The following is a 19,454-nucleotide window of genomic DNA, read 5'->3' as shown; positions in this document are numbered from 1 at the left end:
GGTGCCCGCCACCCCACCGGCCGGCTTGGGATGCTGACCCGATGACGGACACCCCGGCGCGGCTGCTCGGCCTGCTTTCGCTGCTCCAGACCCCGCGCGAGTGGCCGGGTAGCGAGCTGGCCGACCGGCTGGCCGTCAGCCCGCGCACCATCCGCCGCGACATCGAGCGGCTGCGCGAACTGGGTTACCCGGTCGAGGCCAGCCGCGGCGTCGCGGGCGGGTACCGGCTGGTCGCGGGCACGGCCATGCCGCCGCTCGTGCTCGACGACGAGGAAGCGGTCGCGATCGCGGTGGGCTTGCGGACCGCGGCGGGCCAGCCGGTCGACGGCATCGAGGAAGCATCCGTGCGGGCGCTGGCCAAGCTGGAGCAGGTCCTGCCGGCGCGGCTGCGCCGCCGGGTGGGCACGATCGGCACGGCGACCGTCACCGTGCCCGCTACCGGGCCCGTCGTCGACCCAGCGCAGCTGACGGTGTTCGCCGGGGCGATCACCAACCACGAGACGGTCCGGTTCCGCTACCGCGCGAACGACGGAGCCGAGACCCGGCGCCGGGCCGAGCCGCTCCGGCTGGTCGCCGCGGGCCGCCGCTGGTACCTGGTCGCCTACGACCTCGACCGGGCGGACTGGCGGGTCTTCCGCGTCGACCGCGTGCGCGAGGCCCAGGCAACCGGCGGCCGGGTGGCGCCGCGCAAGCCGCCGGCGCCGGACCTGGCGGCCTACGTCCTCGACCGGCTCTACGACCTGGCGCCGACGTACCGGGCGGTGGCCGTCCTGGCCGAACCGGCCTCGGAGGTCGCACCCCGCCTCGCCGGAGCCGGCGAGCTGACGGACCTGGAGGAGGGCCGGTGCCGGTGGCGGAGCCACGCCGACACCCTGGACTGGCTCGCGTTCCGGCTGCTCGGGCTCGGGTGCGCGTTCACGGTCGAGGAGCCACCGGAACTGGTGGCGCGGCTGAAGGTGCTCGCGGCCCGCGCCAACGCGGCGGCCGCAGGGGCACTGCCGGACTGACCGGCTACCTCTGGTCGCAGCGGCACGGACTCTTCCTTCTCTGTCCCGTACCGGCGCCCTGCGACACGTCCGCACTGGCTTGTCCACGTTCCATCCCCTGGTCGATCGACTCGCACTCCCTGTCCGGCGGCAGACCGGTCCACAGTGGACCGGCCCGCCGCCCTCGCTCAGGCCGGCTCGCTTTCGTCCGGGTCCGTGCGCCTGCTCGGCGGGACCGGGAGGTAGCAGCCCGGGTTCTCCGGGTCGCAGCCCACACGCGGCAGGCGGGCGCGGATGCCGCCGGGGGTGCGCTCGAAGTACGCCGCGATTTGCGCGACGCTCTCCCCCGAGATCCACCGGTTCTCCAGCTCCGCGTCCATCTCCTCGTTCCACGGGCGGCCCTGCTGGGCAGGACGGCCCGCGGATCTTCGGCGCGGTGTGCGGTCGGCGCCGGTCGCGGACAGCAATCCGTCCGAGACGAGTTCGGCCACCTTGGCCGCCACCGCGACGTCCAGGTCGAGGCTGCCCTCGGCCACCGGTTCGCCGCCGGGTCCGCCGGCTTCCAGGGTGATCATCACCCGGGGCGTGGGTTCGGCGCGGTCGACGTCCGTCCTGGTCGCGACCACGATCTGGTAGGTGTTGTCTTCGGCCCGGATCTCGGTCCGGCGCTCTTCGATGATCGACATGCCACGAAGCTAGCGCGCACCCCCGACAATTTTCGGCCACGCGCTGCTCACGGCCCACTCCGCTCCGAAATTGTCGGACCCCTCGCCTAACGTCCCCGGTGACCACGAACCGTCACGAGGAGGCGACGATGGGACACCGGTGGACAAGACGCTGCCCCGGTCCGGGCGAACCGGACCGGGGCAGCGGGATGCGGCGGTTCCGCTCAGAAGTGCAGCAGCTGGGCCAGCGTGCTCTGCTTCTCCTGGGCGGCCTTCGCGGTGTTGTCCGACTTCTGCGCCGCGGCGCCGTCGGGCACCGGCGGCGGCACCGGGCTGCACTGGACGTCCGAGTGGTTGCCGGGCAGGCGCTTCGGCAGGGTGCCGTTGGCCAGGTAGTCGGCGATCTTGTCGTCCACACAGGACACCCCGGACAGCGAGCCGGCGTGCGTCGTACCGCCCGGCGCGCTGATCAGGCTCGACTTCGGGAACCGCTTGCGCACCTCGAGGCTGCCGGCGTACGGCGTGGCGGCGTCGAGCTCTTCGCTGATCAGCAGCGCCCCGGCCACCTTGCTGCCGTCGATGTCCACCGGCTTGCCCGCCTTCGCCGGCCAGAACACGCACGGCGCGTTGAACCAGGCGTTGCCCCAGGTCTCGAACGGGGCCTTGAAGAAGGTCAGCCAGTTGTCGGCCCGCCACCGGTTCCAGTCGGTCGGCCACTGCACGTCGGTGCACTGGACGCCCAGGTACACGGCGTACCCGTTGTCGTCACCCGGCGGGTTCGAGTTGTCGTAGAGGTCCTTCAGCGTCTGCCAGTCACCCTTGTGCACGTAACCGTCGAAGGCGTTGGCCATGTCGACCCAGCCGAAGACGTAGTAGCCGGCCTGCAGGAAGATGTCGGTCCACTCGTCGCCGCCGATGACGCCGCCCGCCGGGTTCTTGGCGAGCTTGCGCTGCGTGTCGTACCACAGCTTCTCGACGGCGTCGCCGGTCTTGCCGAGGTGGTAGACGTCGTCGTACTTCGCGAGCCAGTCGAAGTAGATCTTGATGTTCTTGTCGAACGCGACGTCCTGGTCGAGGTTGGCCTGGTACCAGACCTTCCGCGGGTCGACGTTGCCGTCCAGCACCATCCGGCGGACCTTCTTCGGGTACAGCGTGCTGTACACCTGGCCGAGGTAGGTGCCGTAGGAGAAGCCGTAGAAGTTGATCTGCTTCTCGCCCAGCGCCTTGCGCAGGCTGTCCATGTCCTGCGCGACGTCGGTCGTCTTCAGGTGGTTGAGGATCTCACCGTTCTTGCGGCACGCGTCGGCGTACCCCTTCGAGCGGGCGAGCCAGGTCTTCTCCAGCTGCGGCGTGGTCGGCACGTAGGCCGGCCGGTTGTAGCCGAAGTAGTTCCCGTCGCAGCTGATCGCGGGCTTGCTGGACCCGACGCCCCGCGGGTCGAAGCCGATCCAGTCGTAGTTGTCCCCGGCGTGGTTCGGCACGTACTTGCCGAGCACCGAGAGGCCGAGGCCGGAACCGCCGGGGCCGCCCGGGTTCACCAGCATGATGCCCTGGGACTGCGCGGTCTTGTGCTTGATCCGCGAGACCGCGACGGAGACCTTCGCCCCGCCCGGCTTCGCGTAGTCCATGGGCACCTCGAGGAAGCCACACTCGGCGCCGTTGGCCTTGAGGCCGGCCGACACGCAGGGCCCCCAGGCGATCGGCGCGGGGGTGAACTGCACCCCGGGTTCCGCCGAGGCGGCGGGCGCAGCGGCCATCAGCCCGGCCGCGAGCCCCGCGGCGGCAATGGCGGCAACGATTCTTTTCACAGTCATCCTTTTCGTCCGCATTCGACAGCGTTCGCCAGATTTCGACGAAACTACCGGCAACCCTGGACAATCTCGCTGACCGACGCGGCTTCCGCCATCCGCCTTTCGTCGGTACCTGCGCCGCCCGCGGAGCACCGGAACCGTCGGTGGCCGGCAGTACCCTGCGGATCGCCGGAGGCCGACAGGAGGACCGATGAGCGTGGACGATCGGCTGGTCAAGGCGATCCGCGCCGGGCTGGCGGAGCTGGCCGACCCGGTGAAGGCGCCGGCGATGCAGGCGTACATGAAGTCGGCCATGCCCTTCCGCGGAGTGGCAAAACCCCAGCGCAGCGCCCTCCTGAAGCAGCTGCTGGCCGAGCACATATTGCCCGATCGGGTGACATTTTCGGAGACCGTCCTGAAGTTGTGGCGCACTGCCGAATTCCGCGAGGAGCGCTACGCGGCGATCGATCTTTCCGGGCACCGGGCCTACCGGGGGTGGCAGGACCCGGAGCTGGTCCCGATGTACGAGGAAATGATCGTCACGGGGGCGTGGTGGGACCACGTGGACGAGCTCGCCATCCGCCGGATCGGGCCGATCCTGCAGGCCGGCCGCGCCGAGCTCACGCCGATCATGCGGGCCTGGGCGAACAACGCCGACCTGTGGCGCCGCCGCACGGCGATCATCTGCCAGGTGGGTGCCAAGGAGGACACCGACACCGACCTGCTCACCGACGCGATCGAGCCGGCGATCGGCGAGCCGGAGTTCTTCCTGCGCAAGGGGATCGGCTGGGCCCTGCGGGACTACGCGAAGACGGCCCCGGATTGGGTGCGGTGGTTCGTGGACGAGCACCCGGGGTTGTCCGGGTTGTCCAGGCGGGAGGCGCTCAAGCACATCGGCTGAGGTGCGGCTGCGGGCAGGGTGTGCCTGGAGAGTCGGGCCGCGTACCTGGCGGGTCGGGTCGGGTCGGCTCGCGTGCCTGGAGAGTCGGCTCGCGTACCTGGACGGTCGGTTGGGTGCGGGCACCGCACAAAGCGGGGAGGGGCCGGTGGCCGGCCCCTCCCCAACGCCCGATGCCTGTCAGGCGCGCAGTGTTGCGTTGAAGCGCTCGCCCGCGGCCGCCACTGCTGCGTCGCGGGCCTTGGTGGCCTCGTCGACCGTCAAGGTGCGGTCCGGGGCGCGGAAGCGCAGCTTGTACGCCAGCGACCGCTTGCCCTCGCCCACCTGCTCGCCCGCGTACACGTCGAACAGCGTGATTTCCTCCAGCAGCTCGCCGGCGCCCGTGCGCAGGACCTCGGCCAGGTCGGCCGACGGCACGTCCGCCGCCGCCACCAGGGCCACGTCCAGGAGCACCGGCGGGTAGCCCGAGACGCTCGGCGCCGGACGGGAATCCGGGAGCGGGATGGCGTCCAGGTCCAGCTCCATCGCCACCGTCCGCGGCGGCAGGCCGAGGGCCTCGACCACCTTGGGGTGCAGCTCACCGGCGTGGCCGACCGGCCAGCCGCCGACCCGGAGCTGGGCGCAGCGGCCCGGGTGCCACGGCGGGAGGTCGGCCGCCTGCACCGTCAGCTCGACGCCCGCCGCCTCCGCGACCGTGCGGGCGGCCTGGACCGCGTCGGCCCAGTTCGCCTGCTCGCCTGCTCCCCACCAGCCGGCGCGACGCCGGTTGCCGGCGAGGACCACGGCCACGTGCAGCGGCTGCTGCGGCACCGCCGCCTCCAGCAGCGCCAGTTCCTCGTCCGACGGGCGCCGGTCGACGCCGAGGTCCGGAACCTTCAGCGGGTTCGGCGCCGGGAGCACCACCTGGCCGATGTGGTACAGCGAGACGTCCTTCATCCCGCGGGACACGTTGCGCTGCATCGTGTCCAGCAAGCCTGGCAGCAACGTCGTCGCCAGGCGGTTGCGGTCGGCTTCCAGCGGGTTGCGGACCACAACCGTGTTGCGGCGGACGTCGTCGGCCGGCAGGCCGAACGCGTCCCACACCGAGTCGCCGACGAACGGGAACGGCCGCACCTCGACGTAGCCCGCCTCGGCGAGCGCACGGGCCACTCCCCGCACACGCCGCTGGGCGTCGGACAGGCCGCGGCCGGCCGGGGCGGCGGGCAGGATCGACGGGATGCTGTCGTAGCCCTCCAGCCGCAGCACCTCTTCGACGAGGTCGGCCGGCTGGCGCAGGTCGCCGCGCCAGCTCGGCGGGATCGCCGTGACCAGGCCCGTGCCGTCGTCACCCGTGCTGACCGTGACCTTGCAGCCGATCTGGGTGAGCCGTCGGACGGTCACCCCGCGCTTGTAGTCCACGCCCCCGACCTTGTCGGGCAGGTTGATCGGCATGACGACCGCCGGGTTCGGCTCGACCGTGCCCTCGTCGGTGCGGCCGGGCTGGATGGCCGCGTCGCCGTACTGGCGCAGCAGCCGGGCGGCCAGCTCGACGGCCGCGCCGCACAGCTGCGGGTCGGTGAACCGCTCGAACCGCTTGGCGGCCTCGGAGAACAGCTTGTGCCGCCGCGCGGTGCGGCTGATCGCGGCCGGGTTCCAGTGCGCCGCCTCGAGCAGCACGTCGGTGCTCTCCGGCGTGATCTCGGTGCTCGCGCCGCCCATCGTGCCGGCGAGCGAGATGACGCCGCTGTCGTCGGCGATGACCACGTCGTCCGGGTCGAGCGTGCGCTCCACGTCGTCCAAAGTGGTCAGTTTCTCGCCCGGCTTCGCCCGCCGCACCACCAGGTCGCCCTGGATGGCCTTGGTGGCGAACGCGTGCAGCGGGTGCCCGAGCTCGAGCATCACGTAGTTCGTGACGTCGACGGCCAGCGAAATCGACCGGATGCCCGCCAGCATCAGCCGCCGCCGCATCCGCCACGGGGTCGGCGCGGTCGAGTCCAGGCCGGTGACCCGGCGCAGCACGAACCGCGGGCAGCCTTCCGGGTCCTCGACGCGGACCGGCCAGGCGTCGCCCTCGGCCGCCGGGACCTCCAGCAGCGCCGGGTCGCCGAAGGGCACGTCGAGCGCGTTCGACAGCTCGCGCGCGAGCCCGCGGATCGACAGCGCGTAGCCGCGGTCCGGGGTCGGGGCGAGCTCGATCACCGAGTCGTTCAGGCCGAGCAGTTCCTGGGCGTCGTCGCCCGGGCTCGCGGTGCCCGGCGGCAGCACGAGGATGCCGGTGTGGTCGTCGCCGAGGCCGAGTTCGCGCGCCGAGCAGATCATGCCGTCGCTGATCCGGCCGTAGGTCTTGCGGGCGGCGATGGCGAAGTCGCCGGGCAGCACGGCGCCGGGCAGCGCGACGACGACCAGGTCGCCCTCGGCGAAGTTGCGCGCGCCGCAGATGATGCCGCGGGTCTTGATGCCGTGCGGGCCCTCGTCGAGCTCGCCGGCTTCGTCGTCCTCGTCTTCGTCGTCGAGTTCGTCGTCGTCGAGGTCCCCGGCTTCGTCGGCGGGCTCGCCGACGTCGACGCGGCAGAAGCGCACCGGCTTCTTGAACTCGGTGAGCTCCTCGACCTCGGCCACCCGGCCGACGACCAGCGGACCGGTCACCGGCCCGAGCTCGCGCAGGTCGTCGACCTCGATGCCGATCCGGACGAACGCGTCGGCCAGGTCCTGCGGCGTGACCTCCTGAGCGAGCTCGAGGTGTTCGGTCAGCCAGCTGACTGGGACTCGCACTACGCCTCCGTTCCGAAGGGAAGGGTGAAGCGGACGTCGCCCTCCACCATGTCGCGCATGTCCGGGATCCCGTTGCGGAACTGCAGGGTGCGCTCGATGCCCATGCCGAAGGCGAAGCCCGAGTACACCTCGGGGTCGACGCCGCAGGCGCGCAGCACGTTCGGGTTGACCATGCCGCAGCCGCCCCACTCGACCCAGCCGGGGCCGCCCTTCTTCTCCTCGAACCAGACGTCCACCTCGGCGGACGGCTCGGTGAAGGGGAAGAAGTGCGGGCGCAGCCGCGTCTTCGAGTTCTCGCCGAACATCGCGCGGGCGAAGGCGTCCAGCGTGCCCTTGAGGTGGGCCATGGTGATGCCCTTGTCCACGGCCAGGCCCTCGACCTGGGTGAACACCGGCGTGTGCGTCGAGTCGAGCTCGTCGGTGCGGTACGTCCGGCCGGGGCAGACGACGTACACCGGCAGGTCGCGGTGCAGCAGTGTGCGGGCCTGCACGGGCGAGGTGTGCGTGCGCAGCACCAGGCCGGAGTCCTCCTCGCCGACGTAGAACGTGTCCTGCAGCTGCCGGGCCGGGTGGTCCTTGCCGAAGTTCAGCGCGTCGAAGTTGAACCACTCGGCTTCGAGCTCCGGGCCCTCGGCGACCTCGTAGCCCATCGCGACGAACGCGTCCGCGACGCGCTCGGAGATGGTGCTGATCGGGTGCCGGGCCCCGCGCGGGATGCGATCCCACGGCAGCGTGACGTCGACGGCTTCTTCGCGCAGCACGCGCTCGTCGCGCTCCACCTGCAGCTCGGCGCGGCGGGCGTCGAAGGCCGCCTGGACGGCCTGCCGGGCCTCGTTGACGCGCTTGCCCGCCTCGGCCTTCTCCTGCTTGGGCAGGGCGCCGATCTCGCGGCGGGCCAGCATCAGCGGCGCGTGGTCGCCGAGGTGGGCCGGTTTGACCTCGGCCAGCCCTTCGAGCCCGGTCGCGGCGGCGAACGCCGCTTCGGCGGCCTTGACGGCCTCCTGCAGCGTCTCGGGGGCGAGTACCGCGCCCTGTGCTTCCTTCTCCGTGGCTCCGGACATAACTCCTCGGCGTCCGTTGGGACTGGTCGTTCGCGCTCCGCCGCACACGGCGCGCGAGAGGTCAAAGGCGGGAAAAGTCTATGGGATCGGCTCCGCGTGCCCCCGGTCGCCCCGGGGGCGTGCGGACGCACGGTCGGCGCACGCGGAAAGCCCCGGCGAAGCCGGCCGACGCGAACCCGCCGGAAGACGCGACCTCTTGGAGCGCCTGGGCGGCACGAAGTCCCGGCCCAAGCGGCGCGGGGCTGGTCAGCGCCGCGCCGCCATCGCGCTCGTGTAGACGCAGACGGCCGCCGCGGTGGCGAGGTTGAGGCTCTCGGCGCGGCCGTACAACGGGATCCGGACCGCGAGATCCGTCCGGTCGAGGACGTCGGCGGGCAGCCCGTGGGCCTCGTTGCCGAACACCCAGGCCGTCGGGGCGGCGAGGTCCACCCGATCGAGTTCGGTGTCGGCGTAGCCGTGGGCGGCGAGCGTCCGCAGGCCCGCCGTCGAGCAGGCGGACAAGGCGGCCGGGACGTCGCGGACGCGCGCGATCGGCAGGTGGAACAGGCTGCCGGCGGCCGCGCGGACGCACTTGCCGTTGTGGGGGTCGACGGTGTCGCCCGCCAAGACGACCGCGTCGGCACCGGCGGCGTCGGCGACGCGGATCACCGTGCCCGCGTTGCCGGGGTCGGCGACGTCCACCAGCACCACCACGAGCCGGGCGGCCGGCGTGACGGCCTCGTCGAGGGGCCGGTCCAGCAGCGCGCAGACGGCCACGATGCCTTGCGGCGTCACGGTTTCCGACAGCCCGTCGGCGGCGCGGTCGGTGATCGGCGAAACCGGGACACCGGCCGCACGGGCCGCGTCGAGGAGGTCCGCGTGCTGCTCCGCCGCGCGCGTGGTGACGAACAGCCCGTGCACCGTGCCGTCCGCCAGTGCGGCCTCGACGGCGTTGGCGCCTTCGGCCAGGAACCGGCCGGTCTTGTCACGTTCCGCGCGCCGCGTCAGCTTGCGCGCAGCAACGACCCGGGGGGTCCGTTCGGTGAACGGTTCCACCCCGGGTCGCGGAAAGCTGCCGGTCAGGCCGACTTCGCTTCGCCGGTGTTCACGTTGGCCTTGGCGAGCTCGGCCAGCGCGGTGAAGGCGACGGCGTCGTTGACGGCGAGGTCCGCGAGGATCTTGCGGTCGACCTCGACACCCGCGGCCTTGATGCCCTGGATGAACCGGTTGTAGGTCACACCGTTGGCACGGGCGGCCGCGTTGATGCGGGTGACCCACAGGCGACGGAAGTCACCCTTGCGGGCACGACGGTCCCGGTAGGCGTAGTTCAGCGAGTGAAGCGTCTGCTCCTTGGCCTTGCGGTACAGCCGCGAACGCTGGCCGCGGTAGCCGCTGGCCAGTTCGAGAGTTGCGCGACGCTTCTTCTGGGCGTTGACCGCCCGCTTGACGCGTGCCACGGGTCCATCCTGTCGATCTCAGGGGGCGAGGGGAAACGCCCCGGGTGGTTACAGCAAGTTCGAGGGGATCAGATGCCGAGCAGGCGCTTCACGCGGCTGACCTCGGTCTTCGACACCTCGGTGGTGCCCTCGAGGCGGCGGGTCACGCGGCTGGACTTCTTCTCCATGCGGTGGCGCCGGCCGGTCATCTGGCGGCGCAGCTTGCCCGTACCCGTCTTGCGGATGCGCTTGGACGTCCCGCTGTGGGTCTTCATCTTCGGCATTTTGTCCTCTTTCGTGCGGCGGCTCACCGGAGAACCGGTGAGCCGCTGGCATGTGCTGGTCGGCGCCTACGCCTCGGGAACCTGCTCGGGCTCCGCCTTGGCCTTCGGCTTCACGTTCTTGTGCGGGGCCAGCACCATGATCATGTTGCGGCCGTCCTGCTTGGCCGACGACTCGACGAAACCGAGCTCGGTGACGTCTTCGGCGAGCTTCTGCAGCAGCCGGTAGCCGAGCTCCGGCCGGGACTGCTCGCGGCCGCGGAACATGATCGTGACCTTGACCTTGTTGCCCGCGGCCAGGAAGCGCGACACGTGACCCTTCTTGGTCTCGTAGTCGTGCTGGTCGATCTTGGGGCGCAGCTTCTGTTCCTTGATGACGGTCAGCTGCTGGTTGCGCCGCGACTCGCGGGCCTTCTGCGCGCTCTCGTACTTGAACTTGCCGAAGTCCATGAGCTTGCACACCGGCGGGCGGGCCTGGGGCGCGACCTCGACGAGGTCGAGGTCGTTCTCCTGCGCCAGGCGCAGCGCATCCTCGATCCGGACGATGCCGACCTGTTCGCCGGCGGGTCCGACGAGTCGGACTTCCGGCACCCGGATACGGTCGTTGATGCGTGTCTCGGAGCTGATGGGGCCTCCTTGGTCCGAGGAATGTTTCCTGTTCTCGTTCGACCTGGTGCCCACATAGCGAAGGCCCCGACACCGTTCGGTGCGCGGGGCCCACTCTGTTTCCGATCGTGCCCCGAAGGGCACTTCTTCACCCTGGACGTCACGCCCGGGCGAGACCGGACCCGGCCACCTGTACGGTGACGCGGGTGGGAGCGGGGCTCCACTTGCGGCCCCCGATCGCTCAGGGGCTGGTCGCTCGTGGAAGGGTACCAGACGTGTCGGAACAACCTTCGCAACAGCCCCCGTATTCCCCGGAAGCGCGCCACCTGGAGGACATCCCCAGCGTGGAGGTGATCAGCCGCGCCGCCGTCATGCTGCTGTCGGCCGCCGCCGAACGGCTCGGCCTCGCCGACGCCGACCCCGATACCTCCCCGCACCGCGACCTCGACGAAGCCCGCCGGCTGATCACCGCGCTGGCCGGGCTCGTGACGGCCTCCGCGGAGTACCTGGGCCTGCACGCCGGGCCGCTGCGCGACGGTCTGCAGTCCCTCCAGAAGGCGTTCCGGGAAGCTTCGGCCGTGCCGGACGAGCCCGGCAAGGGACCCGGGGAAAAGTACACCGGCCCCGTTTACTGACGACTCCAGAGCGCCCCAATGTGGCATTGGGTGCGTTCAACGCACCGAACGCCACATTGGGTGCGTTGAACGCACCGAACGCCACATTGGGGCGCTTGCCCGGCGCAGGTCGGGTACTGGCGGGACTCAGATCTGGCATCTAACATGTTAGATGTGAGTCTCTCGAAGATCACCCGCCCGTTGCTCCGTGACGAGGCCTACGACCGCATCCGCCACGCGATCGTCGACGGCACGCTGCCGCCGGGAACGCCGCTGCGCGACGCCGACCTGGCCGACCAGCTCGGCCTGTCCAAGGCCCCGGTGCGCCAGGCCCTGCTGCGCCTGGCCGACGACGGCCTCGTCGACTCCAAGCCCCAGAGCTACACCCGGGTCTCCGAAGTGATGTCACCCGACGTACTCGACGCCCGCGAGATCGTCCGGCTGCTGCACGAATTCGCCGTGCGGCAGGCCGTGCCGAAGTGCCGCCGGGAAGACATCGCCGAGATGCGCGCGGCCAACGACCGGTTCGCCGCCGCCATCGAGGCCCGTGACGTCGCGGCCGCGGTGAAAGCGGACGACGAGCTGCACGACGTCCCGGTCCGCCTGGCGGGCAACGCCGCCGTCGCCGCGACCCTCGACCGCTACACGCCGCTGCTGCGCCGCCTGGAGCACGCCCGGTTCAGCTCGGCGCTGGCCTGGAACTCCGTCGAGCGCCACACGAAGCTCATCGACGCGCTCGAGAAGCGGGACACCGGGACCGCCGTCGCCGTGATTTCGACCATCTGGACCGACCTGCTGGAGGAACTGTGACCCTCGACGCCTTCCCGCGCTTCCCGCTGCTGTTCGGTCCGTCGCCGGTGCACCCGCTGGAACGCCTGACCGACCACCTCGGCGGCGCGAAGATCTGGGCCAAGCGCGAGGACGTGAACTCCGGTCTGGCGTTCGGTGGGAACAAGACCCGGAAGCTGGAGTACCTCGTCGCGGACGCGCTCGCCCGGGGTGCCGACACGCTCGTCTCCATCGGCGGCGTCCAGTCCAACCACACCCGCCAGGTCGCCGCGGCCGCGGCGCGCGCCGGGCTGAAGGCCGTGCTGGTGCAGGAGAGCTGGGTCGACTGGCACGACCCGCTCTACGACAAGGTCGGCAACATCCAGCTCTCGCGGATCCTCGGCGCGGACGTCCGGCTCGTCGAAGCCGGCTTCGGCATCGGGTTCAAGGAGGCGTGGGAAGACGCGGTCGCCGAGATCGAAGAGCAGGGCGGCAAGCCGTACGCCATCCCCGCCGGCGGCTCCGACCACCGGCTCGGCGGGCTGGGCTTCGCGAACTGGATCGTCGAGCTGGAACGGCAGGAAGCAGAACTCGGCGTCTTCTTCGACACCGTCGTCGTCTGCTCGGTCACCGGCAGCACGCAGGCCGGGATGGTCGCCGGGACCGCGCTCGGCCGGGAGCGCCGGATCCTCGGCATCGACGCCTCCGCCAAGCCGGCCGAGACCCGCGCTCAGATCACGCGCATCGCGCGGAACACCGCGGAGCTGATCGGCGCCGGTGAAATCCCCGAGGTCGAACTGGACGACCGCTACCACGCCGGGATCTACGGCATCCCCGACAAATCCACTGTGGACGCCATCGAGACCTGTGCCCGGCTGGAGGGGATGATCACCGACCCGGTGTACGAGGGCAAGTCGATGGCCGGACTCATCGACCTCGTCGGGAACGGCGAGATCCCGCGCGAGTCGAACGTCCTCTACGCCCACCTCGGCGGCCAGCTCGCGCTCAACGGCTACACGAGCGTCCTCGGGTGAACCGGCGGGCCGGGGAAACCCGGCCCGCCGAAGGCTCAGTCCAGCACGCAGAGCACGTCGATCTCGACGAGCAGCTCGCCCGGGAGGCCGACGTACACCGTCGTGCGCGCCGCGTGCGGGGCGTCGCCGATGAGCTCGTTGTAGACCTCGTTGAACGGCGCGAAGTGCGCGGTGTCGGTCAGGTACACCCGGACCATGATCGCGTCGGCGAGGCTCGCGCCCGCCTCCGCCAGCACGGCCTCGATGTTCTTGAACGTCTGCCGGGTCTGGCCCGCGACGTCGTCGCCGACGATCGCGCCGGTCGCCGGGTCGAACGCGACCTGGCCGGCGACCTGCAGCAGGTTCCCCTTGCGGACGGCCTGCGAGAACTTCGCCGGCGGCTTCGGCGCGTTCTCGGTGGAAACTGCCGTCTTGCTCATCAGTGCCCCTTTCCGTTCTCCGTCCATCCACTGTGGACGGAAGCTTCCTTCGTGGCGGCCCGCAGCTCGGGCACCAGCGCCAGCAGGCCTTCGTAGTCGAGCAGCACCTTCGGCACGGACATCGACGCGGCGGCGAGCACTTCGCCGCCGGTCCCCCGCACCGGCGCCGCGATGCAGTGGATGAAGTCCTCGTGCTCGGCGTTGTCGACGGCGTACCCGAGCCGGTCCACGCGGTCCAGCTCGGCCAGGTAGGCCTCCGGGGTGGTGATCGTGTTCGGCGTCCGCACCGGGTAGTCGATCGAGTGCGCGATCTCCTCGCGGCGGGCCGTGGGCATCGCCGCGACGAGCACCTTCCCGACCGCGGTGCAGTGCAGCGGCGCGCGCTTGCCGATGCGCGAGTACATCCGCACCGAATGCCGGCCTTCGAACTTGTCGATGTAGACGACCTCGCCGTCCTCGTAGCTGGCCAGGTGCACGGTGTGCCCGGTGCGCGCGTTGAGGGCGGCGAGCGCGGGCTGGGCGCTGCGCCGGACGTCGAAGGAATCCAGGGCCTGGTTGGCGAGGTCGAACATGGCGCTGCCCAGCCGGTAGTGGCGGGGGCCTTCCCGGCGCACGAAGTGGTGCTGCTCGAGGGTGCGCAGCAGCCGCAGCACCGTCGACTTGTGCACGCCGATCTCGTCGGCGAGGTCGTCGAGGGTGCGCGCGTCCTTCGCGATCGAGTTCAGCAGGGTCAGCGCGCGGTCCAGGCTCTGGCTCACGTCATCACCACACCCTCTCCGGTCAGCCGCGCCGAACGCCACTCGTCCGGGTCCGCGTGGAGCAGGGTATCGACGACCGGTCGGGGCAGCGGCACCCCGACGTCGTCGGAGGTGCGCAGGGTGACCGCGGCCTGCAGGTGCCCCTGCCGCAGCCGTTCCAGGGGCGGGGCACCGCGCAGGGTGGCGGCGAGGAACCCGGCGGCGAACGCGTCGCCGGCGCCGACCGGCTCGACGACGTCGACCTTCAGCGCGGGCGCGAACAGCGGCTCGCCTTCGACCAGGGTCGCGCCGCGTTCGCCGTGCTTGACGACGAGCGTGCGCGGCCCCGGCAGCAGTGCCCGCAGTTCCGCCGGGTCGCCGGTCCCCCACACCTGCTGGGCTTCGTCGTCGCCGGTCAGCACGATGTCGGCCTGCCCGGCCAGTTCGGCGAGCAGGCGGGGATCGCGACCGGCCCAGAGCGCGGGCCGCAGGTTGACGTCGAAGGAGATCAGCCGGTCGCCGCGTGGCAGGTCCAAGAGCACGCGGACCAGCGCGAGGCAGCTGTCCGACAGCGCGGGCGTGATCCCCGACAGGTGCAGCACGCGGACGCCGTCGAGGTCGAGCCGGTCGAGCAGCGACGGGCCCATGCCGGACGCGGCCGAGCCCGTCCGGTAATAGCGCACCGGACTGCCGCCGGCCCCGCTTTCCTTGATGTAGAGCCCGGTCGGGCGCTCCGGGTCGACGGAGCACGCGCTGACGTCGACACCGGCCGCGGCGATCTCGCGCAGCATCGCCCGGCCGAACGGATCGTCACCGACCGCGCTCACCCAGCCGCTGCGCAGCCCCAGCGTGGACAGGTTGCAGGCCACGTTCGATTCGGCGCCGCCGATGGTGCGCACCCACCGCTTCACCTCGTCCGGCGGGCCGGGTTCGGCGGGCACGAACAGCGCCATCGACTCGCCCACGCACAACACCTCGGGCCCGCTCGTCACTTTCCGTCTCCCTGCCCTTCACCCCGTTGACCTGTGGCGACCCGGATGCTACACCTATGGCGCGCAGAATGCGCAACAGTCGTTGCAACATACGCAACAGAGGTCGCCGCCGATGAAACCCTGCCTGATGGACCCCGCCGCGCTCGATGCCCTCCGCCGGGAGCGCATCGACTGGCGCTTCCGCTCGGCCGCTCCCGCCCTGGCCGGGCTCACCCTCGCCGAGGCCGCGGACCGCCGGCTCAACCTGTTCACCGACGGGTTCTTCGCCCCCTTCGTCGTCCTCGACGAAGAAGCGCTCGAACACAACCTGCGGACGATGGCCGCGTGGTGCGCCGCCCGGGGCGTGGTGCTCGCCCCGCACGGCAAGACGACCATGGCACCGCAGCTGTTCGCGCGCCAGATCGAGCACGGCGCCTGGGGCGTGACCTGCGCGAACGCCGGTCACCTCCGGATCTACCGTGCCTTCGGGGTGTCCCGGATCCTGCTGGCCAACCAGTTCCTCGACCCGGCCGGCCTGCGCTGGCTGGCCGCCGAGCTGGCGGCCGACCCGGGCTTCGAGTTCCTCTGCTGGGTCGACTCGGTCCGCGGGGTCGAGCTGATGACCGCGGCCCTCGACGGCGCCGGGCGCCCGGTGGACGTGCTGGTCGAGCTGGGCGCCGACGGCGGCCGCACCGGCGTTCGCGACACCGCGACCGCACTGGCGGTCGCCGAGGCGGTCCAGGCGAGCCCGGCGCTGCGGCTGCGCGGCACCGGCGGGTACGAGGGCGCGCTGTCCCACGGCACCGACGAAGCCGCCCTGGCCAAGATCAGCTCCTATGTGGATGGTCTGCGCGACCTGGCGGTCTCGTTCGCGGACAAGGGACTCCTCGACGGGCAGATCATCGTCACCGCCGGCGGCAGCGCCTACTTCGACCAGGTCGCGAACGAGCTGGCCAAACCGTGGCCGGAGGGCCTCGACGTGCTGCCGGTACTGCGCAGCGGCGCCTACCTCACCCACGACGACGGCTTCTACCGCGAGATCTCCCCGCTGGGCGACCACCCGCGCATCGACGGTGTCGACTCCTTCCGGCCCGCGCTGCGGGCGTGGGCGCAGGTGACGTCGAAGCCGTCGGACGAACTCGCGCTGCTCACCATCGGCAAGCGCGACGCGTCCTTCGACGAGGGCCTGCCCGAACCGCAGCTGCGCCGGACCCCGGACGGGCCCGCCGAACCCCTCGAAGGCCACGTCGTCACGAAACTGAACGACCAGCACGCCTTCCTCGCGCTGCCGCCGGGGTCCCCGGTCGAGGTCGGCGACTGGATCGGGCTCGGCCTCTCCCACCCGTGCACGGTGTTCGACAAGTGGCCGCTGCTGCCGGTGACCGCGGCCGACGGCGAAACCGTCGTCGACTACGTGCGGACGTGGTTCTGATGGACGTCGTCTTCCGCGGCGCGCTGGTCGCCGACGGCACCGGCGACGCGATCACGCGGCACGACGTCGGGCTCACCGGCGGGAAGATCGCCAGTGTCGCCGAAGCGGGGTCCCTGGCCGGGCGGCGGCACATCGACGCCGACGGCCTGGTGCTCGCGCCCGGGTTCATCGACATGCATTCGCACTCGGACCTGCAGCTGCTGGCCACCCCGGACCACCCGGCCAAGATCACCCAGGGCGTCACGACCGAGGTCCTCGGCCAGGACGGGCTGTCCTACGCGCCCGTCGACGACGTCGTGCTCGAAGCACTGCGGCAGCAGCTCGCGGGCTGGAACGACGACCCGCCGGGGTTCGACTGGAACTGGCGCTCGGTCGGCGAGTACCTCGACCGCCTCGACCGGGGCATCGCCGTCAACGCCGCCTACCTGGTGCCGCAGGGCACGGTCCGGATGCTCGCCGTCGGCTGGGACGACCGGCCCGCCACGGACGCCGAGCTGAACCGGATGAAGGAGCTCGTCGCCACGGGTCTGCACGAGGGCGCGATGGGGATGTCGTCCGGTCTCACCTACACGCCCGGGATGTACGCGGAGACGAGCGAGCTGGTCGAGCTGTGCCGGGTCGTCGGCGAGCTGGGCGGCTTCTACAGCCCGCACCACCGCAGTTACGGAAAGGGTGCGCTGGAGGCGTTCGCCGAGATGATCGACGTCTCGCGCCGCTCCGGCTGTCCCCTGCACCTGGCCCACGCGACGATGAACTTCTCGGTCAACAAGGGGAAAGCCCCCGACCTGCTGAAGCTTCTCGACGACGCGCTGGACGACGGCTGCGACATCTCCCTCGACACCTACCCGTACCTGCCGGGCGCGACCTACCTCTCGGCGCTGCTGCCGAGCTGGGCCACCGAAGGCGGGCTGGACGCGACCCTCGCCCGGCTGTCCGACGCGACCGAACGCGAACGCATCCGCGCCGAGATCGAAGAGTCCGGTTCGGACGGTGCCCACGGCGTCCCGATCGACTGGGCCGCCATCGAAATCAACGGCGTCCGCAACGACCACAACGCCCCCCTCGTCGGGCACAGCGTCGCCGAGTCCGCCCGCAGGAACGGCACCGAGCCGGCGAAGCTGTACTTCGACACCCTGCTCGACGAGCGGCTCGGGACGTCGTGCCTGATGCACGTCGGGCACGAGGAGAACGTCCAGGCCATCATGCGGCACCGGACGCACACCGGCGGCAGCGACGGGCTGCTCGTCGGCGCCCGGCCGCACCCGCGCGCGTGGGGCACCTTCCCGCGCTACCTCGCCCGGTACGTCCGCGAACTGGGTGTACTGGACCTCGCCGAGTGCGTCGCCCACCTGACCGGGCGGGCCGCGCGGCGGCTGCGGCTGGCCGACCGCGGGCTCGTCCGCGCCGGGTACGCCGCCGACCTGGTGCTGTTCGACCCCGGCGCGGTCGCCGACACCGCCACCTTCGAAGACCCGCGGCAGCCCGCCACGGGCATCACCCACGTGTTCGTCAACGGCGTCGCCGCCCTCGACGACGGCCGTCCCACCGGCGCCCTCGCCGGACATTCCCTGCGCAACCCCCGGAGAACCCGATGATCCACTGGCTGCAACACACCACGGGTGGCCTGCTCACGCTCGCCGCCGTCTCGATCGCCGTCCTGCTGGTGCTGATCATCAAGCTGAAGCTGGAACCGTTCATCGCGCTGATCGTGGTCGGCCTGCTGACGGCGCTGGCCGCGGGCCTGCCGGTCGGCACCATCGTCGGCTCGGCCCAGAAGGCGTCGGACTCCCTGCTGGAGAAGGGCTTCGGCGGCATCCTCGGGCACATCACGGCGATCATCGGCCTGGGCACGATCCTCGGCTCGATCCTGGAACGCTCGGGCGGCGCGAAGGTGCTCACCGGGGCGCTGCTGCGGTCGTTCGGCGAGAAGCGGGCGCCGCTGGCCATGGGCGTCGCCGGCTTCGTCTTCGGCATCCCGGTGTTCTTCGACATCGGCATCTTCGTGCTGGCCCCGCTGGTCTACGTCGCCGCGAAGCAGGGCGGCCGCTCGCTGGTGCTGTACGCGATGCCGCTGCTGGCGGGTCTGTCGATCACCCACGCCTTCCTGCCGCCGCACCCCGGCCCGGTGGCCGCGGCCGGCCTGCTGCACGTCGAACTCGGCTGGATCATCCTGATGGGCCTGGCCTGCGGCATCCCGGCGTTCCTGGTCGGCGGTGTGCTCTACTCGACGTGGATCGGCAAGCGCATCACCGTCGACGTCCCCGAGGACATGGTCTTCGCCGAAGAAGAGGGCGAGCGCGAAGAGAACCCGCCGTCGCTGGCCCTGGTCGCCGCGATCATCGCGGTGCCGCTGGTGCTGATCCTGGCCGGCACGTTCGGCAGCATCTGGCTGCCGAAGGGCTCCGCGCTCGCCGGGGTCGCGGCGTTCATCGGCACCCCCGCGGTCGCGCTGACCGTCGCCGTCCTGCTCGCGTCCTGGCTGCTGGGCCTGCGGCGCGGGTTCACCGGCAAGGACCTCAACGAGCTGGCCGCGAAGTCGCTGCGGCCGGTGGCGATGATCCTGCTGGTCGTCGGCGCGGGCGCGTTCTTCGGCGCGGTGCTCTCGGCGACCGGGATCGGCAAGGCCGTGGCCGACTCGTTGCACGACGCCGGGCTCCCGGTGCTGCTCGCGGCGTACGTGATCAGCTGCGGCATGCGGATCGCGCAGGGTTCGGCGACCGTGGCCATCGTGACCACCAGCGGGATCATCGCGCCGAGCGTGGCCCAGCTCGGATATTCGCAGATCCAGCTGGCGCTGCTCGTGATGGCGATCTCCGCCGGTTCGATCATCGCCTCGCACGTCAACGACGGCGGGTTCTGGATCGTTTCGCGCTACTTCAACCTCACCGTGCCGCAGACTCTTCGGTCCTGGACCGCGCTGGAAACCGTGCTTTCCCTTTCGGGATTCGGGGTTTCGGCATTGCTCATGGCCGTGGTCTAGACCATACTGGAGCCTGTCACCGCCGAAACCCGTTGGGAGACAAAGA

At 71.3% G+C, this 19,454-nt stretch carries 19 protein-coding genes; 8 read left to right on the top strand and 11 right to left on the bottom strand.

Annotated features, from left to right (window positions below; translation table 11 throughout):
• The first annotated feature begins 41 nt into the window (after positions 1–41).
• The gene (locus Q5425_RS18305) at positions 42–1,007 is read left to right on the top strand and encodes a YafY family protein (protein WP_308673455.1); all 966 of its coding nucleotides are present in this window, start codon (positions 42–44) and stop codon (positions 1,005–1,007) included.
• Between the two features lie 167 nt (positions 1,008–1,174).
• Here the strand turns inward: Q5425_RS18305 and Q5425_RS18300 are convergent, their stop codons facing one another.
• Both Q5425_RS18300 and Q5425_RS18295 read right to left on the bottom strand, forming a co-directional pair.
• The gene (locus Q5425_RS18300) at positions 1,175–1,672 is read right to left on the bottom strand and encodes a helix-turn-helix domain containing protein (RefSeq protein WP_308673454.1); all 498 of its coding nucleotides are present in this window, start codon (positions 1,670–1,672) and stop codon (positions 1,175–1,177) included.
• Between the two features lie 203 nt (positions 1,673–1,875).
• The gene (locus Q5425_RS18295) at positions 1,876–3,459 is read right to left on the bottom strand and encodes an alpha/beta hydrolase (RefSeq protein WP_308673453.1); all 1,584 of its coding nucleotides are present in this window, start codon (positions 3,457–3,459) and stop codon (positions 1,876–1,878) included.
• Positions 3,460–3,652: 193 nt separating this feature from the next.
• Here Q5425_RS18295 and Q5425_RS18290 point away from each other — a divergent pair, with 193 nt between their 5' ends.
• Positions 3,653–4,342, top strand: coding sequence for a DNA alkylation repair protein (locus Q5425_RS18290; protein ID WP_308673452.1), 690 nt, complete (start codon positions 3,653–3,655; stop codon positions 4,340–4,342).
• A 177-nt stretch (positions 4,343–4,519) separates the two neighbouring features.
• On the opposite strand, the gene pheT is transcribed toward Q5425_RS18290, so the two are convergent.
• From pheT to infC, 6 genes are all read right to left on the bottom strand, one after another.
• On the bottom strand, positions 4,520–7,090 hold the full coding sequence (gene pheT, locus Q5425_RS18285) for a phenylalanine--tRNA ligase subunit beta (protein WP_308673451.1): 2,571 nt from the start codon (positions 7,088–7,090) through the stop codon (positions 4,520–4,522).
• Complete coding sequence (gene pheS, locus Q5425_RS18280) at positions 7,090–8,151, bottom strand: phenylalanine--tRNA ligase subunit alpha (protein WP_308673450.1); 1,062 nt, start codon at positions 8,149–8,151, stop codon at positions 7,090–7,092. The genes pheT and pheS overlap by 1 nt, the downstream gene beginning before the upstream one ends.
• Before the next feature lie 246 nt (positions 8,152–8,397).
• Positions 8,398–9,186 carry an RNA methyltransferase gene (locus Q5425_RS18275; RefSeq protein WP_308673449.1) on the bottom strand — a complete coding sequence of 263 codons (789 nt, stop codon included), beginning with the start codon at positions 9,184–9,186 and terminating at the stop codon, positions 8,398–8,400.
• Positions 9,187–9,209: 23 nt separating this feature from the next.
• The gene (rplT, locus tag Q5425_RS18270) at positions 9,210–9,587 is read right to left on the bottom strand and encodes a 50S ribosomal protein L20 (protein WP_308673448.1); all 378 of its coding nucleotides are present in this window, start codon (positions 9,585–9,587) and stop codon (positions 9,210–9,212) included.
• Between the two features lie 68 nt (positions 9,588–9,655).
• Positions 9,656–9,850 carry a 50S ribosomal protein L35 gene (rpmI, locus tag Q5425_RS18265; protein WP_086840453.1) on the bottom strand — a complete coding sequence of 65 codons (195 nt, stop codon included), beginning with the start codon at positions 9,848–9,850 and terminating at the stop codon, positions 9,656–9,658.
• 66 nt (positions 9,851–9,916) lie between these two features.
• Positions 9,917–10,528 carry a translation initiation factor IF-3 gene (gene infC, locus Q5425_RS18260; protein ID WP_308673447.1) on the bottom strand — a complete coding sequence of 204 codons (612 nt, stop codon included), beginning with the start codon at positions 10,526–10,528 and terminating at the stop codon, positions 9,917–9,919.
• Between the two features lie 200 nt (positions 10,529–10,728).
• On the opposite strand from infC, the gene Q5425_RS18255 reads away from it, so the two are divergent.
• The 3 genes from Q5425_RS18255 (at position 10,729) to Q5425_RS18245 (ending at position 12,869) form a co-directional block, all read left to right on the top strand.
• Entirely contained in the window at positions 10,729–11,088 is a 360-nt protein-coding gene (locus Q5425_RS18255) for a DUF1844 domain-containing protein (RefSeq protein ID WP_308673446.1), read from the top strand.
• Positions 11,089–11,241: 153 nt separating this feature from the next.
• Positions 11,242–11,877 carry a GntR family transcriptional regulator gene (locus Q5425_RS18250; RefSeq protein WP_396135188.1) on the top strand — a complete coding sequence of 212 codons (636 nt, stop codon included), beginning with the start codon at positions 11,242–11,244 and terminating at the stop codon, positions 11,875–11,877.
• A complete protein-coding gene (locus tag Q5425_RS18245) occupies positions 11,874–12,869 on the top strand; it encodes a 1-aminocyclopropane-1-carboxylate deaminase (protein ID WP_308673444.1) in 996 nt (331 codons plus the stop codon). Before Q5425_RS18250 ends, Q5425_RS18245 begins: the two co-directional genes overlap by 4 nt.
• Before the next feature lie 35 nt (positions 12,870–12,904).
• Here the strand turns inward: Q5425_RS18245 and Q5425_RS18240 are convergent, their stop codons facing one another.
• Genes Q5425_RS18240 through Q5425_RS18230 form a run of 3 tightly spaced genes read right to left on the bottom strand, consistent with a single transcriptional unit; the run spans position 12,905 to position 14,978 of the window.
• Positions 12,905–13,288: a RidA family protein gene (locus Q5425_RS18240; RefSeq protein WP_308673443.1), complete on the bottom strand. Its 384-nt coding sequence runs from the start codon at positions 13,286–13,288 to the stop codon at positions 12,905–12,907.
• On the bottom strand, positions 13,288–14,046 hold the full coding sequence (locus tag Q5425_RS18235; protein WP_308673442.1) for an IclR family transcriptional regulator: 759 nt from the start codon (positions 14,044–14,046) through the stop codon (positions 13,288–13,290). Before Q5425_RS18235 ends, Q5425_RS18240 begins: the two co-directional genes overlap by 1 nt.
• Positions 14,043–14,978, bottom strand: a complete 936-nt coding sequence (locus Q5425_RS18230) for a sugar kinase (RefSeq protein ID WP_396135190.1) — start codon at positions 14,976–14,978, stop codon at positions 14,043–14,045. Before Q5425_RS18230 ends, Q5425_RS18235 begins: the two co-directional genes overlap by 4 nt.
• A gap of 151 nt (positions 14,979–15,129) precedes the next feature.
• Between Q5425_RS18230 and Q5425_RS18225 the strand changes: the two genes are divergently transcribed.
• From Q5425_RS18225 to Q5425_RS18215, 3 genes are read left to right on the top strand one after another with little or no spacing between them, the layout of a single operon-like run.
• A complete protein-coding gene (locus Q5425_RS18225; RefSeq protein WP_308673440.1) occupies positions 15,130–16,428 on the top strand; it encodes an amino acid deaminase in 1,299 nt (432 codons plus the stop codon).
• On the top strand, positions 16,428–18,023 hold the full coding sequence (locus tag Q5425_RS18220) for a D-aminoacylase (RefSeq protein WP_308673439.1): 1,596 nt from the start codon (positions 16,428–16,430) through the stop codon (positions 18,021–18,023). Before Q5425_RS18225 ends, Q5425_RS18220 begins: the two co-directional genes overlap by 1 nt.
• Positions 18,020–19,408 (top strand): gluconate:H+ symporter, encoded by a 1,389-nt coding sequence (locus tag Q5425_RS18215; protein WP_308673438.1) that lies wholly within the window; start codon positions 18,020–18,022, stop codon positions 19,406–19,408. Before Q5425_RS18220 ends, Q5425_RS18215 begins: the two co-directional genes overlap by 4 nt.
• Positions 19,409–19,454 lie beyond the last annotated feature (46 nt).

This window comes from Amycolatopsis sp. A133 (genome assembly GCF_031082405.1).
In the GTDB taxonomy this organism is placed as follows: domain Bacteria; phylum Actinomycetota; class Actinomycetes; order Mycobacteriales; family Pseudonocardiaceae; genus Amycolatopsis.
The sequence above is the reverse complement of the archived record's forward strand: the minus strand, read 5'-3'. Positions and strand labels throughout refer to the sequence as shown.